Origin of the sequence: Pseudomonas sp. FW300-N2A2 (assembly GCF_017351735.1) — a bacterium.
GTDB classification, from domain to species: Bacteria; Pseudomonadota; Gammaproteobacteria; order Pseudomonadales; family Pseudomonadaceae; genus Aquipseudomonas; species Aquipseudomonas migulae.
In genome coordinates this window covers 50,840-68,761 of the sequence record NZ_JACNDU010000016.1, presented here as the reverse complement: position 1 = coordinate 68,761, position 17,922 = coordinate 50,840, and the positions used below count along the sequence as shown (strand labels likewise).

The window sequence follows — 17,922 nt, the reverse complement described above, 5'->3', positions numbered from 1 at the left end:
GAAGGGGCCTGTCAGTACGCCTTCGCCGGCAAGCCTGGCTCCTACAAAAAACTGGTCAAGCGGCGCCACCTTTGGCCTGCTGCTCCAGATGCACCTGCAACTGCGGATCTATCTGCAACGCCGCCGCCAGCTCATCCAGGTAGCTGCGCTCGGCGTCTTGCTGATCGTCCACCAACATCACGCTGGCCAGGTACATTTCCGCCGCAATCGCCGGGTCCGTCGCCGATTGCGCCACATCCGCGGGATCCAGCGGCCGGGCGACTTCATCATCCAGCCATTGCTGCAGTTCCGGGTCATCGGTATGGCGGCCGATTTCAGTGCTGATCATTTGTTTCTCGGCGTCGTCGATCCGGCCATCGGCCTTCGCCGCCGCGATCAATGCGCGCAGGACCGCGTGGCTGTGGTCCTCGACTTCCGGGCCGGAGAGCAGATCCACGGTGCGCGGCGCCTGTTGCGGCGCGGCTGCCTGGCTGCTTTGCCAGGCCTGATACGCCTGAAAAGCCATCATCCCCAGGGACGCCAACGCTGCGTAGTTGGTGCCCCCACCCGAGCGAGTCTGGGTCGCGCCGCCCATGCCCGAACCGCCGCCCAGCAAGCCCCCGAGCAAACCGCCCAACCCGGCGTTTGCACCGCCACCGCCGCCCAACAGGCCACCGAGCAACCCGCCAAGACCGCCGCCCATACCGCCTTGAGGTGCGCCGCCACCTTGCTGCGTCATCGAGCCCTGGCCGGCTCGCAAGAGTTGTTCGAGCAAATCGCTGGTGTTCATGACGACGTCCTCATCGGTTGGAGTTATCCAGTCAGGCAACGATAGTCCTCGTACGCCGTTGCGCCATTACCGTTTGGCTGACTTCGCTGTCTGTGGTGTTCAAGCGTTTTGGTGGGTATCCATTATTAACGCTCGGCCTGATGAGTGGCGAAAATCAAAAGCGTACGCGATTCCCTGTAGGAGCCGGCTTGCCGGCGAAAAGCGTCGGGGCAACGCGTTCATTCAGACAGTCCGCGTTATCGTTGACGTCCATCGCCAGCAAGCTGGCTCCTACATGGGAAATGCATAGGTGTTTGGATAAATACGATCAACTGTAGGAGCCGGCTTGCTGGCGATGGCGGTGGGTCAGTCGAGAAATAAGTTGGCGGACCCACCGCTATCGCCAGCAAGCCGGCTCCTACAGTTGATTGGTGCCATGGCCAATTACCGCGTCTGCTGCTGTTGCTTTGCTTTGCTTTTGATCTTGATCTTGATCTGCCCCGTCGGAAGGCCGAGTGGAGGTTCTGCGCAGTGGGCAACCCGGCAAGGATGCCGGGTTAGCCGCCCCCGGCCAGGGATGGCCGATGGCGGCGGGCCCACGAAGCAGGACCGGAGCGAGGGCATGGCGAGCCTTGGCGAGCCACCGTACGTCAGGGGCAAAGCCTTTTGGTTCCTTTTTGGCGTTTGAAAAAGGGACTCGCTGTAAGAGCGAAACCAATAGCCGCCGTTACCGCAGGAATGGATATGTACACCCTCAAAAAATTCGTCACCTGACACAAAGCCTTCGCGAGCAAGTCGAATCGTCGCACCGCCGCTCCCACAAGGGTTCCGAGTACACCCGCAAGATCAGGTCAGCCATCAGCCCTACCGAAATGGACGCAACGCAGTCCGACAAGGACATACCCCATAGTGAAGGACTTCATACGCGCATCAGGATTAATCCACAGTATTTTTTGACGACCCAGCTAAGATTTACAGACGGTGAACCTTATTCCCGGATTTCCGGTCGATACCTGCAACCCGACCCGGTTCGCCACCGCCCCCGATAAACGAGGGTGATGACTGGCTTGCTTCACTTTCTGGAGAACGCCCCCGTGATATCCACCCTACACATCGCCAGGCTCAAAGCATGGGGCGCCCATGGTTTTACCGCCACTGGCGTAGTCACAGCCTTCCTCGCCACCCTCGCCCTGCTGGAAAACCAGCCCACCAATTGCCTGCTGTGGCTGGGCGTCGCACTGATCGTCGACGGGCTCGACGGCGCACTGGCGCGCAAGGTCAACGTACAGTCGGTGTTGCCAAGCTTCGACGGCTCGATCCTTGACCTGGTCATCGACTACCTGACGTACGTGTTTATCCCGGCACTGTTTATCTATCGTTACATCCCGTTGCCGGACTACACCCTGCTGCTGACCGTGTCGCTGATACTGGTCTCGTCGCTGTTCTGCTTCTGCAACGTCAACATGAAAAGCAAAGACAACTACTTCCAGGGCTTCCCCGCCGCGTGGAACGTGGTTGCGCTGTGCCTGTACATCATCGCCCCGTCGCCGTGGATCACCCTGCTCACCGTCATCGGCCTGGCGTTGCTGACCGTGACCCGGATGAAATTCCTGCACCCGTTTCGCGTGCGCCGGTTCATGCCGATCAACATCGCTGTGACGGCCATCTGGTTGCTGTGCAGCTTGTCGCTGGTGATCAACCATCCGGTGATCAACCCGATGGTCATGGGGCTCTGGTTGCTGATGTCGGCCTACTTCCTGGGGATTTGCATCTGGCGCACGGCGATGGAATGGTTTGACGGCTCGCGGCACCCATAAGCCATGCCAATTCATATCGTACGACTCGGCTCACCGCGCCTGCCCGATGAAGGCCTTCGGTTAGGCACCGTGCGCCGCCCGCCTCGTGGCGTGCCGAAGGCTGAGTTTGCCCGCCGGGATTTTTATGATGTGTGGCAACCGCTGCTGTCGCCCAGCGCTGAATTAGTCGCCGAAGCCAAGGCGGCGGCTGATGAAAAAACCTGGGAAGGCTTCAAGCGCAAGTTCAAGGCTGAAATGAATCAGCCTGCGCCCAGCCAGTTGCTGGATCTGTTGGCGGCCCTCTCCCATCACACCTCGCTGGCCGTCGGCTGCTATTGCGAAGATGAAGCGCACTGCCATCGCTCGGTATTGCGCGAACTGCTGGAAGCACGCGGCGCCAAGATTATTTAAATTCCAAAACCCCACAAATCCCCTGTAGGAGCCGGCTTGCCGGCGATGGCGTCCGTCCAGTTAACCTTACTGTTACTGACAGACCGCCATCGCTGGCAAGCCAGCTCCTACAAAGGATCGCGTTGTTCTCAAGGTTGATGTTCACAGTGTGATCGCCTCATCACCCCGCCCCACTCCCACCTGACCAGACGACAGGTTGATCATGGTCAATACTCAAAGGGTTGAATGCCTGTCGAATGACCCTGACGCTCGTTTACCCACGGGAGGTTTGTCATGTCTGAGCAATCACGTTTCATGCTGGTCGCCTCACCCCTGATGGAACACAGCCCCGCCTTCGACAGGGCCGCAGCGCTGGCCAAGGCCGAAGACGCGGCGCTGCACATCGTTGCGTTCGATTATCTGGAGGGCCTGGCGACCGCCAGTCTGGTCAATGAAAAGGCCCTGGAGCAGATGCGCCTGGGCTATGTCGATCGACACCGTCAATGGCTTGAGGACCAGGCGCGGCCCTTGCGCAAGATCGGGGTGCACGTCACCACCGAAGTGACGTGGGTCGAACGGCCGCTGGAGGAAATCCTGATTCACCTGAAAGAGCAGCCGATGGACGTGCTGATCAAGGCGCTGGAGCCGCATTCGATGCTCTCAAGGCTGATGTTCACGCCACTCGACGTGCATTTGCTGCGGGAATGCCCGGTGCCGTTGCACTTCGTCAGCCATGCCGCGCGTGCGTTGCCGCGCAAGATCGTCGCGGCGGTCGACCCGTTCCATCGTGATGATCACTACAAAAGCTTCAACGACCGCATTCTTCACGAAGCGGCAAAACTGGCCAGCGCCTGTAATGCCGAGCTGGATGTGGTCTACGCCTATGACTTGTCATCGATCAGCGCCGATGAGTTCGGCTTCGACAACGGTTCGGCGTTTTTCTCGTCGGGCAAAGCCAGGACCCTGTTCGACTACCAGGAAGCAGCCTTCAACGAACTGGCCGAACGCAACGGCATCGCGCCGCAGCAACGGCACATGATCATGGGCAACCCGGTAAAGGTCCTGACCCGCTACGCCGATGCCTGCGACATCGACGTGATCGTCATGGGCCGCATCGGCCATCGCGGCCTGGGCAGGTTGATCGGCAGCACGGTGGAGCACCTGCTGTACAAAATGCCGTGCAGCGTCTGGGTGGTGTACAGCGAACGGTTGGATGAGTAATCCTGCTGAAAACACCCCAACCCCCTGTGGGAGCGAGCCTGCTCGCGATGACTGAGTCATATCCAACATTGATGTCGATTGACTCACCGCCATCGCCGGCAAGCCGGTCTCGCTCCCACAGGTTTTTGTGTGGCTAAGTCAGCGTCGGGTGATGACCACTTCAAGGTATTCACTCGGCACCACCAGCGATTTTTCACCCGTGCGGTTCAAGCGGTTGATCAGCTCGGCCAGGTCACCTTCAAGGGCCTGGGCGCCTTCGGGGGGCAGCGCCGCGAACGCCTTGTGGACCGGGCCATACCAGGTGCGGAACGTGTCGATGAAATGCGCGGCCGAACGGTAGCGGAAATTGAAGAACCGCCGTGTCACCTGAAGCAGAAACTCACGCTCATCAAAATGCTTATGCAGCCAGGCCTCGGAACCCCAGTTCGACGGTGGTTGTGCCCCCGGCGGAGGTGGCATGTGCCGGCCCAGGGTCTTGAACATCTGGCCGACAAAACCTTCGGGCGTCCAGTTGGCGAGGCCGATCCGGCCGCCCGGACGACAGACCCGCGCGAGCTCGGCGGCAGCCTTGGACTGGTCCGGTGCGAACATCACGCCGAAGGTCGACAGCACCGCATCGAAACTGCCGTCCTCGAACGGCAGCGCCTCGGCATCCGCCACTTGAAAGGTCACCTCCAGGCGTTCCGCCCTGGCCCGGTCTTCGCCGCGCTCCAGCAGCGCGGCGACGTAGTCGGTGGACGTGACGCGGGCACCCCGGCGCGCGGCCGCCAATGTCGCGTTGCCGTTGCCGGCGGCGACGTCCAGCACGCGCTCGTCGCAAAGCAGGTCGCAGGCTTCGGCGAGCTGCTCGCCGACAATCTGCAAGGTGGTGCCGATCACGGCATAGTCGCCACTGGCCCAGGCGGCCATCTGACGGTTTTTCAAGGCAGTGAGATCAATGGGAGTACTCATCAAATCGCTCCGTTACGAGTTCAAACGCCCCTGGCTTATTCCGCCGTGGTGGGGTCGATGACGGTCATGACCCGGGAAATGCGATTGGCCGGGAAACCACTCAGCCTGGCATGCTCCCGGATCAACTCTTCGTTGGGCGAGAGGTACACACAGTAGAGCTTGTCACCGGTGACATAACTCTGCTGCCACTGCACCTCCGGCAAGTCGCGCAGCGCTCGACAGGACTTTTGCGAAGCCGCTTTCAAATCCCTTTCTGACAGTGTTCCAGCACCCGGAATCTCGCGTTCAATGATGAACTTCGGCATGGCAACCTCTCATTTTTGTTATTGATGACAGGGTCGGCAGACCCTGTGCCAACTATCGCGCCGCTGACCATCGGCGTCCTGCCCGATCGTCGGCCAACCTTGCCCGATCGTCCGGAGGTTTCGCGTTGTGCCGCGACAGGCTCACAATCAAAAACTGCCCGCCCACAGGGGAACACCACCATGGACGCCCTGTCCCAGACCCTGCGCGTCGTCCGCCTGGTCGGCGCGATTTTCATCAACGCCAGGTTCACTGCCCCCTGGTGTTATCAGTCACCGAGCGCGGACACCGCCGCACCGTTTCTCGAGCCCGGCGCCGAACGCGTGGTGATCTTTCACTTGATCACCGAAGGCGAGTGCTATGTCGAACTCGGTGATGATCCTCCCCAATTGCTGACGGCTGGCGATGTGGTGGTGTTTCCGCAGGGCGATGCCCACCGCATGTGCTCCAAACCCGGTCTCGCGCCGGCCAGCGGTGCACGGCTGGACGTCGTGCTCGCGCGCCGTCCACGGCAGTTGAGTTATGGCGGTGGCGGCGCGGTCACGCGCCTGGTGTGCGGTTATCTGGCGTGCGATACGCGGCTGGCGGGCATGTTGTTGACGGGGTTGCCGGCCGTGGTAAAGGTCAATGTGCGCGGCTCGAACGCCGGGATCTGGCTGGAATCTTCGGTGCGTTATGCGCTGGCCGAGGCACGCTCGCCAAGGCCCGGTGGTGAAGGCGTACTGGCCAAGCTGGCCGAGGTGTTGTTCATCGAAGTGCTGCGTTTGTACATGCACGAACAGGGCGAAGGCCGGACCGGTTGGCTGGCGGGTGTGGGCGACCGGATCGTCGGCGCCGCCCTCAACGCGCTGCACAAAAAACCCTGTCATGCCTGGACACTGGATGAACTGGCGCGCACCGCCGGCACCTCAAGATCGGTATTGGCGGAACGCTTTCAGCAACTGGTGGGGATTTCGCCGATGCAGTACCTGACGCAATGGCGCATGTTGCTGGCGGCCAACCTGTTACGCAGCAGTAACAGCTCATTGATGCGCATCGCCGAGGAGGTCGGTTACCAGACCGATACGGCATTCAGCCGGGCGTTTCGGCGGGAGTTCGGCGCACCGCCCGCAGCGTGGCGGCGCAGTCAGGAGAAACGAACAATGGCCCACGGCGCGGAGCCTGTGAGCCATTGAGTTGACGGGTTACGCAGCGGGTGCTTTCGCTTCTTCCAGCAACTGCTGGATCATCTTCTCCTGGGTTTCGTAGCGACCTTCACCGAAGTGGGTGAAACGCACCTGCCCCTTGGCGTCGATCAGGTAGTGAGCGGGCCAGTACTGGTTATCGAAGTTGCGCCAGATCGCGTAGTTGTTGTCGATGGCCACCGGGTAGGTGATGCCGAGCTTTTTCACCTGATCCTTGACGTTGGCGATGATGCGCTCGAAGCCGTATTCCGGGGTGTGGACGCCGATCACCACCAGGCCATCCTTCTCGTATTTCTTCGCCCAGTCCTTCACGTAAGGCAGGGTGTGCTGGCAGTTGATGCAGTCGTAGGTCCAGAAGTCCACCAGCACCACTTTGCCTTTGAGCGACTCATTGGTCAGTGCTGGTGAGTTGATCCATTCGACGGCGCCGGACAGCGACGGCATCGGACCCTGGGCATTGTCCAGGCTTGTATCGGCCTTGACCTTGCTGACCAGGTAATCGACCACTTTCGGTACGCTTTCCAGCACGCCTTTCTCGATACTGCTGACGCCCTCGGAAGAAGTGCCGGCCAGCAGGGTCTTGTCGGCGCCGGTGGAAATCACCACCGCAGCCGCCAGTACCGCAAACCCGGTACCGCGTCGCAACCAGCCGGTCACCGGAATCGACGCTTTCAAGCGATTGACCAGGCCGCGACCGGCGAAGATCAAGGTGCCCAGGGACAACGCGCTGCCCAGGCCGTACGCCACCAGCAACAGACTGGTTTGCGCGTTGGCGCCTTGCAGCATGGCGCCGGTGAGGATCACGCCGAGGATCGGCCCGGCGCACGGCGCCCAGAGCAGACCGGTGGCGACACCGATCATCACCGAACCCAACGGGCCGGACATTTTGCGGGTGTCGGGGTCCAGACGATTGCCCAACAGCACGAACGGGCGTGCCAGCCAGCCACCGACCCGCGCCGAAATCAGCGACAGGGCAAACAGCGCCATCACGACCAGGGCCACGTGGCGACCGGTGTTGTTGGCTTGCACCACCCATTCACTGCTGACCACGGCCAGGCTGGAGATCAGGGCGAAGGTCAGGACCATGCCGCCGAGGGTGAGCAGGATCGAGGAGCGGGTGCGGTCGACCCCGGCGAACAGGAACGGCACGACCGGGAGGATGCAGGGACTGAGGACGGTCAAAATGCCGCCCAGGAAAGCGATGAGAAACATGGGGATCACCTTATTAAATGCGAGGGTGGCGATTCACACGCGGTCCCTGTAGGAGCTGGCTTGCCAGCGATAGCGATCTGTCAGTCACATATGAGTGGCATGTGATGACGCCATCGCTGGCAAGCCAGCTCCTACAGGGGAACGGTGTTGCTTCAGGCCGTTTGTTCATCCAGAAATTGCCCTTGCGGCGTACGGCTCGAACCGTCCTGTACCAGCAAATCATTGGCGCCCTGCTCGTTCACCGGGGTCAGCTGGAAGCAGGTGCTGCTACCGCAAGTGCTTTGTTCAACGGCGGCGTTGGCGTGAGCGGCGGCGCCGGCAAGGGCGAAGGCAGCGGCGGTCAAAAAGCGGGTTACGTTGTTCATGGCGTTCTTCCTGTATCAAAGGGGATTGGCAATCGGTCAGCGAAGGACTCAGTTGTCTTCGTTGCAGTCAGCAATTTTTCGGTAGTCCAGCACCTGGGTTTTGTTCTGGGAGTCCAGGTAAGTCAGCTGGGCATCGACAATCCCGCAGGCGTTGGTGGTGTCCTGTGTCAACGACACCACTTTCTTGATGTCCAGGTGCGTGCCGTAGCTGTAGGTCCTGGCGCTGACGTCGGCTTCGGCACGGGCCGACAGGGTGCAGATGTTCAGGGCGGCAAACAGGCAAGCGGCGTAGATGGCTTTGGTGTTCATGGTGGTGTCCTCAAGGCTTCAATGGGTAGATCGTTCAATTGAGCCGAGGCGGTTGGGTTTGCCTCGATGGAACCTATTAGAAGGCCCTGAGGTATCTCGTCTGTGTCGAGAAGCGGCGCGTGTAAATCGGTACGTATCAAAGGGGCCTGCCGATACACAGCGATACAAAACCCCTGGATTCCCGGGTTTTTAAGTCCATGTGTATCCGCCGACACACCAGATACACTGCAATACAAAGGGTGGCGGGCGAGCGGGCAAAGGCTCGATAGACTGTGCGCACTCCCTATTTGAAGAGGCTTGGCCCCATGGAACACGTCGATCACATCCTCATCGTGGACGATGACCGCGAGATTCGAGAGCTGGTAGGCAACTACCTGAAGAAGAACGGCCTGCGCACCACCGTCGTGGCGGACGGCCGGCAGATGCGCGCGTTCCTGGAGACCACGCCGGTGGACTTGATCGTGCTCGACATCATGATGCCGGGCGACGATGGCCTGATGCTGTGCCGCGAGATCCGCGCCGGCAAACACAAGACCACCCCGGTGCTGATGCTCACCGCGCGCAACGATGAAACCGACCGTATCATCGGCCTGGAAATGGGCGCCGACGATTACCTGGTCAAGCCGTTCGCCGCCCGTGAACTGCTGGCGCGGATCAACGCGGTGCTGCGGCGCACGCGGATGCTGCCGCCCAACCTGGTGGTCACCGAAAGCGGTCGCCTGCTGGCCTTCGGTCGCTGGCGCCTGGACACCTCGGCCCGCCATCTGCTCGATGACGACGGCACCATGGTCGCGCTCAGCGGCGCGGAATATCGACTGCTGCGGGTGTTCCTCGATCATCCGCAACGGGTGCTCAACCGCGACCAGTTGCTGAACCTGACCCAGGGCCGCGATGCCGATCTGTTCGACCGCTCCATCGATTTGCTGGTCAGCCGCCTGCGTCAGCGCTTGCTCGACGACGCACGGGAACCGGCCTACATCAAAACCGTGCGCAGCGAAGGCTATGTGTTTTCGCTGCCGGTGGAAGTCCTCGGGGCGCCCGCATGAACCTTTCCCTGCGGTGGCCCCGCACCCTCGCCTCGCGCCTGTCGCTGATATTCCTGATCGGTCTGATTCTGGCGCAGGTCTTGTCTTTCGGTGCGCAGTACTACGAGCGCTACGAAAGCGCGAAAAACACCATGCTGGGCAATCTGGAAACCGACGTTTCAACGTCCATCGCCATCCTCGACCGCTTGCCGGCCGAAGAACGCATGAGTTGGCTGCAACAACTGGATCGCCGCAACTACCGCTATTTGCTGGATGAAGGTTCGCCCGGCACGGCGATGAGCGATACGCCTATCGCGATGACCTCGATCAAGGACGCCATCGGCAAGGATTACCCGATGACGGTTACGGACATTCCCGGTCCGGTCAAACACTTCCAGGTCCATCTGAAACTGGCCGATGGCAGCCCGGTCACCATCGACGTGCGTCCGTCGATGGTGCCGTTGTCGCCCTGGTTGCCGGTCGTCTTGCTCGGTCAACTGTTGCTGATGATTCTGTGCACCTGGCTGGCGGTGAGAATCGCCATTCGCCCCCTCACCCGCCTCGCACAGGCCGTCGAAACGCTGGACCCCAACACCCACCCGGTGCACCTGGACGAAAAAGGCCCGACCGAAGTCGCCCACGCCGCCATGGCCTTCAACGCCATGCAGGCGCGTATCGCGGCATACCTCAAAGAACGCATGCAATTGCTGGCGGCGATTTCCCACGACCTGCAAACCCCCATCACTCGGATGAAACTGCGCGCCGAGCTCATGGACGACTGCAACGAAAAAGACAAACTGTGGAACGACCTCGGCGAGATGGAGCACCTGGTGCGCGAAGGCGTGGCCTATGCCCGCAGCGTCCATGGCGCCACCGAAGAGAGCCGTCGCACCGATCTGGATTCGTTCCTCGACAGCCTGGTGTTCGACTATCAGGACGTGGGCAAAGACGTTCAGCTCAGCGGAAAAAGTGACACCGTCATCGACACCCGGCCGCACGCCTTGCGCCGCGTGCTGGTGAACCTCACGGACAACGCACTCAAATTCGCCGGCGCAGCGGAACTGCAGGTGGAATCGAAACCTGGCGGCAGCTTGTCGGTGAAGGTGATGGATCGCGGCCCCGGGATTGCCGAAGAAGAACTCGCCCACGTGATGGAGCCGTTCTACCGCGTGGAGAATTCTCGCAACCGCAGCACCGGCGGCACCGGCCTGGGCCTGGCGATTGCCCAGCAACTGGCGCTGGCCCTCGGCGGGTCGTTGACGCTGAGCAACCGCGAAGGCGGCGGACTCTGCGCAGAGCTAAAGCTCCCCACCCGCTCTTTGTAGGAGCGAGGCTTGCCCGCGAAGGCCTCGACACGGTTCTACCTGAAAACCGTGTCATCGTTCTTCGCGGGCAAGCCTCGCTCCTACAGAACCTGAACCAAGGCTAAGGAAAGCCTTTATATTGTCGGGCGCAGTCGGTGATTCGCCGCTGTGCTGTACTCGGCAGTACCTCATCACTGATATGGACATTGCACATGGATGAAAACAGAAGACCCATCAAAACGCGTTCTGCGGGATGGGCCAAATACGTCACCGACCAGTTGGTGAAAAGGGACCTCTCCCCCAATCAGATCTCCTTGGCCAGTATCGCCTTCGCACTCGCTGGCATCGTCGCGCTCAATATCGACACGGGCGTCATCGGCTCGATCCTCTGCGCCCTCGGCATTCAGTTACGCCTGTTGTGCAACCTCTTCGACGGCATGGTCGCGATTGAGGGCGGCAAGAAATCCGACATCGGCAGCCTCTACAACGAATTCCCCGACCGGATTGCCGACAGCCTGCTGATTGTCGGCCTGGGCTACGCCATCGGCTACTCTGACCTTGGCTGGTTTGCCGCGCTGGCTGCGGCATTGACGGCTTACGTCAGGGTGTTTGGCGGCTCGATCGGTCTCAAACAGAGCTTCATCGGCCCGATGGCCAAGCAACACCGAATGGCAGTCATGACGGTCGGGCTGCTGCTGAATGCCGTCGAAGCGAGCGTTTATGCCACTCACTACGTGCTGTTGATTGCGCTGGTCATCATCGCCATCGGCTCCGCCGCGACCTGCGTCACGCGAAGCCTGGCCATCTCGCGCGAACTGAAGGGGAATCCTCATGTGGATCAGTAACGCGCTGATTTCTGTTCTTCGATTCGTGATCGGCGTCACCGCCCGATGGGAAAGCCCGCCGGACCTGACACGCCAGCGTATCTACTTCGCCAATCACTCCAGCCATATGGACACCCTGGCAATCATCGCGGCCCTGCCACCGGAAGCCCGAGTGAACGTGAAACCGGTTGCGGCCGCTGACTACTGGGGAAAGAACAAATTCCTGTCATACATCTCGCAGAAAGGCCTGAATGCGGTGCTGATCGATCGCAACCCCGCGCCCGGCGTCAACGTACTGGAGCCGATTTTCGACGTGGTGCGCGCCGGCCATTCGATCATCATCTTTCCGGAAGGCACGCGCGGCAGCGAGGCGTTGCCCGGTCCTTTCAAATCGGGTCTGTTCCGCTTGGCCGAGACATTCCCTGAGGTTGACCTGGTGCCTATCTACCTGGAAAACCTGCATCGCTCCATGCCAAAAGGCAAACACGTCCCCCTGCCCATCATCTGCACAATCCGTATCGGCGATCCGCTGCAACGGATCAGCGGCGAGGAAAAACAGGTGTTTCTGGATCGGGCGCGTGACGCGATTGTGAGGTTGTCGGAATGAATCTTGATGAAAAGTTTTTGTGGTTCTTCGGCGCCATTGCCGCCCTGTTGGCGATCGCTTCGATCATCGGCCGGATACTGGCCAAGCGGGCGACGACAGAGGGTTCGGTCTCGACCATCGAAAACCTCAACCAGCGCGTAAATGCCTGGTGGGGGATGGTGATCATTTTCTTCGTGTCCTACCTGCTGGGCGGGAACGCGACGGTCATTCTGTTCGGCTTCATTTCCCTGTTCGCGCTCCGGGAATTCATCACCCTGACACCGACCCGGCCTGGCGACCATAACGCGCTGTTTTCGGCGTTTTTCATCCTGATTCCGCTGCAATACGTACTGATCGGCACCCACTGGTATTCGCTGTTCACGCTGTTGATTCCGGTGTACGCCTTCCTGCTGTTGCCGGCGATTGCGGTGCTGAGCCAGGACACCGACGCCTTCCTGGAACGGGCAGCCAAAATTCAGTGGGGGGTGATGATTTGCGTCTACTGCATCAGCCACGCGCCGGCGTTGTTGCTGCTGGACCTGGAAGGCTTCCAGGGCCAGAACGCGCTGCTGCTGTTCTACCTGGTGTTCGTCGTGCAGTTGAGTGACGTGTTGCAGTACGTGTTCGGCAAGCTCTTCGGCAAGCACAAGGTTGCGCCGCTGGTGAGCCCGTCGAAAACCGTGGAAGGCCTGGTCGGCGGCGGTTTGTCGGCCACGCTGATTGGCGGCTGCATGTTCTGGATGACACCGTTCAGTTTCTGGCAGTCGCTGATGATGTCGTTCGTGATTGTGGTGATGGGTTTCCTGGGCGGCCTGGTGATGTCGGCGATCAAGCGCAGCCTCAGCGCCAAGGACTGGGGCACCATGATCAAGGGCCACGGCGGCATGCTCGACCGGATGGACTCGATCTGCTTCGCGGCACCGATCTTCTTTCACCTGACGCGGTACTTCTTCTCCGCCACATAAGCCACTAATACCTGACACACCACTGTTTCCTGACACCCCGACTCCTTGTAGGAGCCGGCTTGCTGGCGATAGCTGTGTGTCAGGCGACATCAATGTTGATTGTTGGACCGCTATCGCCAGCAAGCCGGCTCCTACAAAGGTGTGCGGTGTTACTGCAGTCCAACTACTCCTTCCCCGTGCATCTGCCGCAACAACGCCGCTCCGCTGTCGATGAAACCCTGCGATCCCGCCGCCCCCGCTTCGACGGCCAATCCTTCCAGCTGCTCACGTCCGCTCAGTTGGGGAAACTCGTCGATCCGCTGCAACAAGCGCCAGGCCAGCGGGCTCAGTTCGGAAAACTTCACACTCCAGTCCTCCGCCCGACGAACCAACAGCAACGTCGGCTGAGCCGGAGGTGTTTCAGGCTGATAGTCCGGCCCCACCAACTGCACCGGCCAGGCATACGCCAACGGCCAGGCCAGCGGTGAAATCTGCAACGGTCGATCCAGCAGCAGCCCGACATCACTCGCTGGCAATGGCTCGGCGTCGGACTGTTGCAACACCATCTCGATCCACTCGTAATGCGCCAGTTCCACCAGGAACGGCGGCCACGCCCCCTCGTACAACGCAGGCGGTTCTGACGCGAGAAAGTCGACAAACTCCCTGGCGATCTCACCGAATTTCGGCGTTTGTGCGCGGTGGTCCCGCAAGAAGATGCGCACCAGCGAACCCCAGCGCTCATCGCCAAGAATCTTGATCAACACCGGAAAAGTGCCGCTGAGCAAGATCGAGAGGTTATTGAAAACAAGGTCGCGATAAACCTGTGCCCGCGCCACGTCCATTCCGGCCGGTGGCGCGCAGTGATCGGGGTCACGCAGGTAAAGCCCCAAGGTGTTTTGCTGCTGAAACAGGCCTGAATCAACCATGGTTCACCCCCTTGGCCTGCAAGCGGCGGATGGTCTGCAATTCAGCCACCAGTTCAGAGAACGCCGGGAAATTGAAATCCCGTTCAAGCAACGTCGGTTGCGCGCCGAACCGCGCATAAGCCTGGGCCAGCAACGACCACACCACCGGTTTCACCGAGGCACCGTGGGTGTCGATTTTCAACGTGTCGGACTCATCGAAATGCCCGGCCACGTGCATCGCCACCACCCGGTCCGAATCGATGCCGGCCAGAAAAACCTGCGGATCAAAATCGTGGTTGATTGAGTTGACATACACATTGTTGACGTCCAGCAACAGGTCGCAATCGGCTTCGCGCAGCACCGCGTTGGTGAACGTCAGCTCGTCCATGTCCTGCTGCGGCGCGGCGTAATACGAGACGTTTTCCACCGCCAGGCGCCGACCGAGAATGTCCTGGGACTGACGAATGCGCGCGGCGACGTGGTGCACCGCTTCTTCGGTAAAGGGCAGCGGCAACAGGTCGTACAGGTGACCGTCATCGCTGCAGTAGCTCAGGTGTTCGCTGTACAGCGGCACGTTGTACTGATCGAGAAACACCCGCACTTCTTGCAGGAACCCGACGTCCAGCGGCGCCGGCCCGCCCAATGACAGGGACAAACCATGGCAGGACAGCGGATAGCGCTCGGCCAGGCCCCGCAGTGCCGCGCCATGGGCGCCGCCGATGCCGATCCAGTTCTCCGGCGCGACTTCCAGAAAGTCGAAATCGCCCACGCGGGCGGCTTGAAGGTCTTTCATCAAACCGCGGCGCAGGCCAAGTCCGACGGTGGCCTTCGTTGATGTGTTGGAAGTCTGCATGATGTCGATCTCAAAGGTTGTCAGAACGTAATCACAGTTAACCGAAACGGTGTATCGGGCCTGTGTTGCGTTCCGGCAGAAAATCGCGGCGGTTGTATCGCCGGCGGGTCTGTACACACTTCGGTACAGAGCCGCCGTTGGGCGTCACGCCAGGTCGTATTTCTCGCGCACCAGATGGCCGATGCCAATGCGATCGAGCACGTTCATCGGGCACAGGAAGGTCACGCGCACGGTGCCGGGCAAGCGGCTGATGTCGATGGAACCGGTGATGGTCGCGCGGTTGAGCACTTCGTCATACGGCAGGCCCGTGACTGAAGCGGCACGTTTCAGGCCGTTTTCCACCGCCACGTTGAGGTTTTCGCCACTGCCGATGAAGGTGATCGGGCCGCTCTGCTCGATCTCGGTCTGGCCCCAACGCTCGCCCAGTTCGCGGACTTTCTGCCGTTGCAGGGCATTCATCGGCCGCGCCATTGGCGGCAGATCGTCGAGGTTTTGCAGGAGGATCGGGCCTTCCAGTGTCAGGTGCTTGATCACTTCGACCTGCACTTCGGTTTCCCCGGAGCAGTCGGTGGCATGCCCGGCGATCTCGCCGTTGCCCTGCTGGGCGTGCATGTCGCCCATGTACACACCGGCACCCGGGACTTTCACCGGGCAGATCAATACGCAGCCTTCGCGGATCGAGTTGGTGTCCATGTGACCGTCAGTCTTGGCCGCGTGCAGTTCCTCACGCGTCATGCCGAAACGGTGCGGGGCGCCGATCAGGTATTGGCCGAAATCGGCGCAGTTGTGCGAGTCCGGCAAGTCCCGCGACGGCGTGGTGCCGATGTTGCCGAGGAACGGCCGCATATGCGCCGCAACGCCGGGGATGTCGGCGCGAGCCAGGGACAGGATCGAATGCTGGGCGGCGAACTCCGGCAGCGCCGACATCTCGGAGGCGTTACCCGCCAGTTGGTTGGCGATGTCCTGATTGACGGTCAGGCTGACCTGATTCTGCGCATCGAACACGATCACGTACCCGTGGCTGAAGCGGAAAGCGCTGACTTCGGCGCCGCAATTGCTGCAACGAATCGAATCTTCGCCGATGCCTTCGACATAGCTGGCCGGGTGCTCGGTGCCGCATTTGCTACAGAATTTCGCGACGAACGGATCGCCGTTGTAGCGACCTTCAACGAAGCTCATCACGCCGGACGACGTGGCCAGCGAGGTGACGCGCATGCTTTTGATCTTGATCGCCACGGCGTCGCCGATTTCGGCACCGGCAATGGCCACCGGTTGGGTCACTTCATGGCCGCCCTCGAAGGCCGGCGTAATCATCGGCCCCCAGCAGCCCGGCGGTGTGCCGGTGATCAGGGTGCCGCCGTCGGCCAAGGGGCCGAGCATCGGCTGGCTCGGGCCGATGAGGCCGCTGGTGTATTGGTCGACGCGCAGGCGATCGACGGGGGTGGATGTCAGGTCGGTTTCAGGCTGGAGCGTGGTCATTGTTGTCCCCTTCACGGTGTATAGGGTGCCAAGCGGCCTGTGCAGTTCATCGCAGGTTTGTATCTGGGCTGTGTTCGGCAGTGAGCCGGTTTTGCGGGAAATGTATCGAGCAGGACGTTAGATACACTCCGATACACACGTCCCCCTGTAGGAGCGAGGCTTGCCCGCGAAGGCGATATTTCAGACAAATCCTCGTTGCCTGACACTCCGCCTTCGCGGGCAAGCCTCGCTCCTACAGGGGTACGTGTGTGAATCAGGCAAATGCGGGCTTTCGTCGCTCCGCCCGGCAGCCCACGGCCTGCGGACTAAACTTACTGCACGCAGGACGCACTCACCGTCCTGATCATTTCCACGACCACTGCCCAGAGGCGAATGCCTCGACAAAGAATGCCCCTGGACCGTGATCCAGCTGAAGGAGCACACGTGATGGACGAGGCCAGACTCAACGATTTCATGGGCAAACTGGTGAACGACATGGGCGGCGCGGCGATGCTCGCCAACGTCATCCTCGGCGAAGAGCTCGGGCTGTACCGGGCGATGGCCGACAGTCAGTTGATCAGCCCCGAAACACTCGCCGAGAAAACCGGCTGCAACCCCCGCCTGCTGCGCGAATGGCTCAGCGCCCACGCCGCGTCCGGTTACATGGAACACCGCGACGGCCAGTTCCGCCTGCCCGAAGAACAAGCCCTGGCGCTGGCGATCGAAGACTCACCGGTCTACGTGGCGGGCGGTATCGGGGTGGTCGCGTCGTTTTTCCATGACAAGGACAAACTGGTCAAAGCCATGCGCGGCAACGGTGCCCTGCCCTGGGGCGAACACCATCCGTGCATGTTCAGCGGCACGGAACGGTTCTTCCGGCCCGGCTACAAGGCGCACCTGGTCGCCAAATGGCTACCATCCCTTGAAGGTGTCGTCGCCAAACTGGAGGCTGGCGCCAAGGTCGCGGACATCGGATGCGGGCATGGCGCATCGACGGTGATCATGGCCCAGGCGTTCCCGGACTCGCGGTTCGTCGGTTTCGACTACCACGCGCCGTCCGTCACCGTCGCCAACCAGCGCGCCGAGGAAGGCGGTGTGTCCGGGCGGGCGCGGTTCTTCCAGGGCACGGCAAAAAGCTACCCCGGCGACGACTACGACCTGATCTGCTATTTCGACTGCCTGCATGACATGGGCGACCCGGTGGGCGCGGCGCGGCACGCCTATGAGTCGCTGAAGCCGGACGGCACGGTGCTGCTGGTGGAACCGTTCGCCAACGACAAGCTAGACGACAACGTTACCCCGGTTGGCCGGTTGTTCTACGCCGCCTCGACGTTCATTTGCACCCCGAACTCGCTGTCCCAGGAAGTCGGCCTCGGGCTCGGCGCCCAGGCCGGTGAGGCGCGGTTGCGCAAGGTGTTTACGGAAGCGGGATTCAGCACATTCCGTCGGGCGACGGAAACACCGTTCAACCTGATACTCGAAGCGCGCAAGTAAACGTTGCCCTTTGTAGGAGCCGGCTTGCCGGCGATGGCGTCCGTAAGATC

Annotated in this window: 19 protein-coding genes; 10 read left to right on the top strand and 9 right to left on the bottom strand. The window is 61.0% G+C overall.

Features of this window, described 5'->3' with window-relative positions; translation table 11 throughout:
• Positions 1 to 55: 55 nt before the first annotated feature.
• Complete coding sequence (locus J4E42_RS19405) at positions 56 to 769, bottom strand: tellurite resistance TerB family protein (RefSeq protein WP_207285923.1); 714 nt, start codon at positions 767 to 769, stop codon at positions 56 to 58.
• A 1,073-nt stretch (positions 770 to 1,842) separates the two neighbouring features.
• Here J4E42_RS19405 and pcsA point away from each other — a divergent pair.
• The 3 genes from pcsA (at position 1,843) to J4E42_RS19390 (ending at position 4,155) form a co-directional block, all read left to right on the top strand.
• Positions 1,843 to 2,565: a phosphatidylcholine synthase gene (gene pcsA / locus J4E42_RS19400; protein WP_008028178.1), complete on the top strand. Its 723-nt coding sequence runs from the start codon at positions 1,843 to 1,845 to the stop codon at positions 2,563 to 2,565.
• Between the two features lie 3 nt (positions 2,566 to 2,568).
• Positions 2,569 to 2,955, top strand: a complete 387-nt coding sequence (locus J4E42_RS19395) for a DUF488 domain-containing protein (protein WP_207285922.1) — start codon at positions 2,569 to 2,571, stop codon at positions 2,953 to 2,955.
• Positions 2,956 to 3,228: 273 nt separating this feature from the next.
• A complete protein-coding gene (locus J4E42_RS19390; protein ID WP_207285921.1) occupies positions 3,229 to 4,155 on the top strand; it encodes a universal stress protein in 927 nt (308 codons plus the stop codon).
• A gap of 138 nt (positions 4,156 to 4,293) precedes the next feature.
• Here the strand turns inward: J4E42_RS19390 and J4E42_RS19385 are convergent, their stop codons facing one another.
• A complete protein-coding gene (locus J4E42_RS19385; protein ID WP_207285920.1) occupies positions 4,294 to 5,106 on the bottom strand; it encodes a class I SAM-dependent methyltransferase in 813 nt (270 codons plus the stop codon).
• Between the two features lie 35 nt (positions 5,107 to 5,141).
• Complete coding sequence (locus tag J4E42_RS19380; RefSeq protein ID WP_008028186.1) at positions 5,142 to 5,411, bottom strand: DUF4242 domain-containing protein; 270 nt, start codon at positions 5,409 to 5,411, stop codon at positions 5,142 to 5,144.
• Positions 5,412 to 5,591: 180 nt separating this feature from the next.
• On the opposite strand from J4E42_RS19380, the gene J4E42_RS19375 reads away from it, so the two are divergent.
• Positions 5,592 to 6,584 (top strand): AraC family transcriptional regulator, encoded by a 993-nt coding sequence (locus J4E42_RS19375; RefSeq protein ID WP_008028188.1) that lies wholly within the window; start codon positions 5,592 to 5,594, stop codon positions 6,582 to 6,584.
• A 9-nt stretch (positions 6,585 to 6,593) separates the two neighbouring features.
• Here the strand turns inward: J4E42_RS19375 and J4E42_RS19370 are convergent, their stop codons facing one another.
• From J4E42_RS19370 to J4E42_RS19360, 3 genes are all read right to left on the bottom strand, one after another.
• The gene (locus J4E42_RS19370; protein WP_207285919.1) at positions 6,594 to 7,805 is read right to left on the bottom strand and encodes a cytochrome c biogenesis protein DipZ; all 1,212 of its coding nucleotides are present in this window, start codon (positions 7,803 to 7,805) and stop codon (positions 6,594 to 6,596) included.
• A gap of 152 nt (positions 7,806 to 7,957) precedes the next feature.
• Positions 7,958 to 8,170, bottom strand: coding sequence for a hypothetical protein (locus J4E42_RS19365; RefSeq protein WP_207285918.1), 213 nt, complete (start codon positions 8,168 to 8,170; stop codon positions 7,958 to 7,960).
• Positions 8,171 to 8,218: 48 nt separating this feature from the next.
• The gene (locus J4E42_RS19360) at positions 8,219 to 8,479 is read right to left on the bottom strand and encodes a DUF2790 domain-containing protein (RefSeq protein ID WP_008043296.1); all 261 of its coding nucleotides are present in this window, start codon (positions 8,477 to 8,479) and stop codon (positions 8,219 to 8,221) included.
• Between the two features lie 305 nt (positions 8,480 to 8,784).
• Here J4E42_RS19360 and J4E42_RS19355 point away from each other — a divergent pair, with 305 nt between their 5' ends.
• From J4E42_RS19355 to J4E42_RS19335, 5 genes are all read left to right on the top strand, one after another.
• Positions 8,785 to 9,525: a response regulator gene (locus J4E42_RS19355; protein ID WP_008028195.1), complete on the top strand. Its 741-nt coding sequence runs from the start codon at positions 8,785 to 8,787 to the stop codon at positions 9,523 to 9,525.
• Complete coding sequence (locus tag J4E42_RS19350) at positions 9,522 to 10,829, top strand: ATP-binding protein (protein WP_207285917.1); 1,308 nt, start codon at positions 9,522 to 9,524, stop codon at positions 10,827 to 10,829. Before J4E42_RS19355 ends, J4E42_RS19350 begins: the two co-directional genes overlap by 4 nt.
• 191 nt (positions 10,830 to 11,020) lie before the next feature.
• A complete protein-coding gene (locus J4E42_RS19345) occupies positions 11,021 to 11,653 on the top strand; it encodes a CDP-alcohol phosphatidyltransferase family protein (RefSeq protein WP_207285916.1) in 633 nt (210 codons plus the stop codon).
• Positions 11,640 to 12,239 (top strand): 1-acyl-sn-glycerol-3-phosphate acyltransferase, encoded by a 600-nt coding sequence (locus J4E42_RS19340; protein WP_008028204.1) that lies wholly within the window; start codon positions 11,640 to 11,642, stop codon positions 12,237 to 12,239. Before J4E42_RS19345 ends, J4E42_RS19340 begins: the two co-directional genes overlap by 14 nt.
• Positions 12,236 to 13,183: a phosphatidate cytidylyltransferase gene (locus J4E42_RS19335; RefSeq protein WP_192418604.1), complete on the top strand. Its 948-nt coding sequence runs from the start codon at positions 12,236 to 12,238 to the stop codon at positions 13,181 to 13,183. The genes J4E42_RS19340 and J4E42_RS19335 overlap by 4 nt, the downstream gene beginning before the upstream one ends.
• Before the next feature lie 149 nt (positions 13,184 to 13,332).
• Here the strand turns inward: J4E42_RS19335 and J4E42_RS19330 are convergent, their stop codons facing one another.
• The 3 genes from J4E42_RS19330 to J4E42_RS19320 all read right to left on the bottom strand — a co-directional run bounded on the left by J4E42_RS19330 (position 13,333) and on the right by J4E42_RS19320 (position 16,399).
• A complete protein-coding gene (locus J4E42_RS19330; RefSeq protein ID WP_207285915.1) occupies positions 13,333 to 14,088 on the bottom strand; it encodes a DUF2063 domain-containing protein in 756 nt (251 codons plus the stop codon).
• Entirely contained in the window at positions 14,081 to 14,920 is an 840-nt protein-coding gene (locus tag J4E42_RS19325) for a DUF692 domain-containing protein (protein WP_207285914.1), read from the bottom strand. The genes J4E42_RS19330 and J4E42_RS19325 overlap by 8 nt, the downstream gene beginning before the upstream one ends.
• A gap of 144 nt (positions 14,921 to 15,064) precedes the next feature.
• A complete protein-coding gene (locus J4E42_RS19320; protein WP_207285913.1) occupies positions 15,065 to 16,399 on the bottom strand; it encodes an acetamidase/formamidase family protein in 1,335 nt (444 codons plus the stop codon).
• A gap of 426 nt (positions 16,400 to 16,825) precedes the next feature.
• On the opposite strand from J4E42_RS19320, the gene J4E42_RS19315 reads away from it, so the two are divergent.
• On the top strand, positions 16,826 to 17,872 hold the full coding sequence (locus tag J4E42_RS19315; RefSeq protein WP_207285912.1) for a class I SAM-dependent methyltransferase: 1,047 nt from the start codon (positions 16,826 to 16,828) through the stop codon (positions 17,870 to 17,872).
• The last annotated feature ends 50 nt before the right edge of the window (positions 17,873 to 17,922 follow it).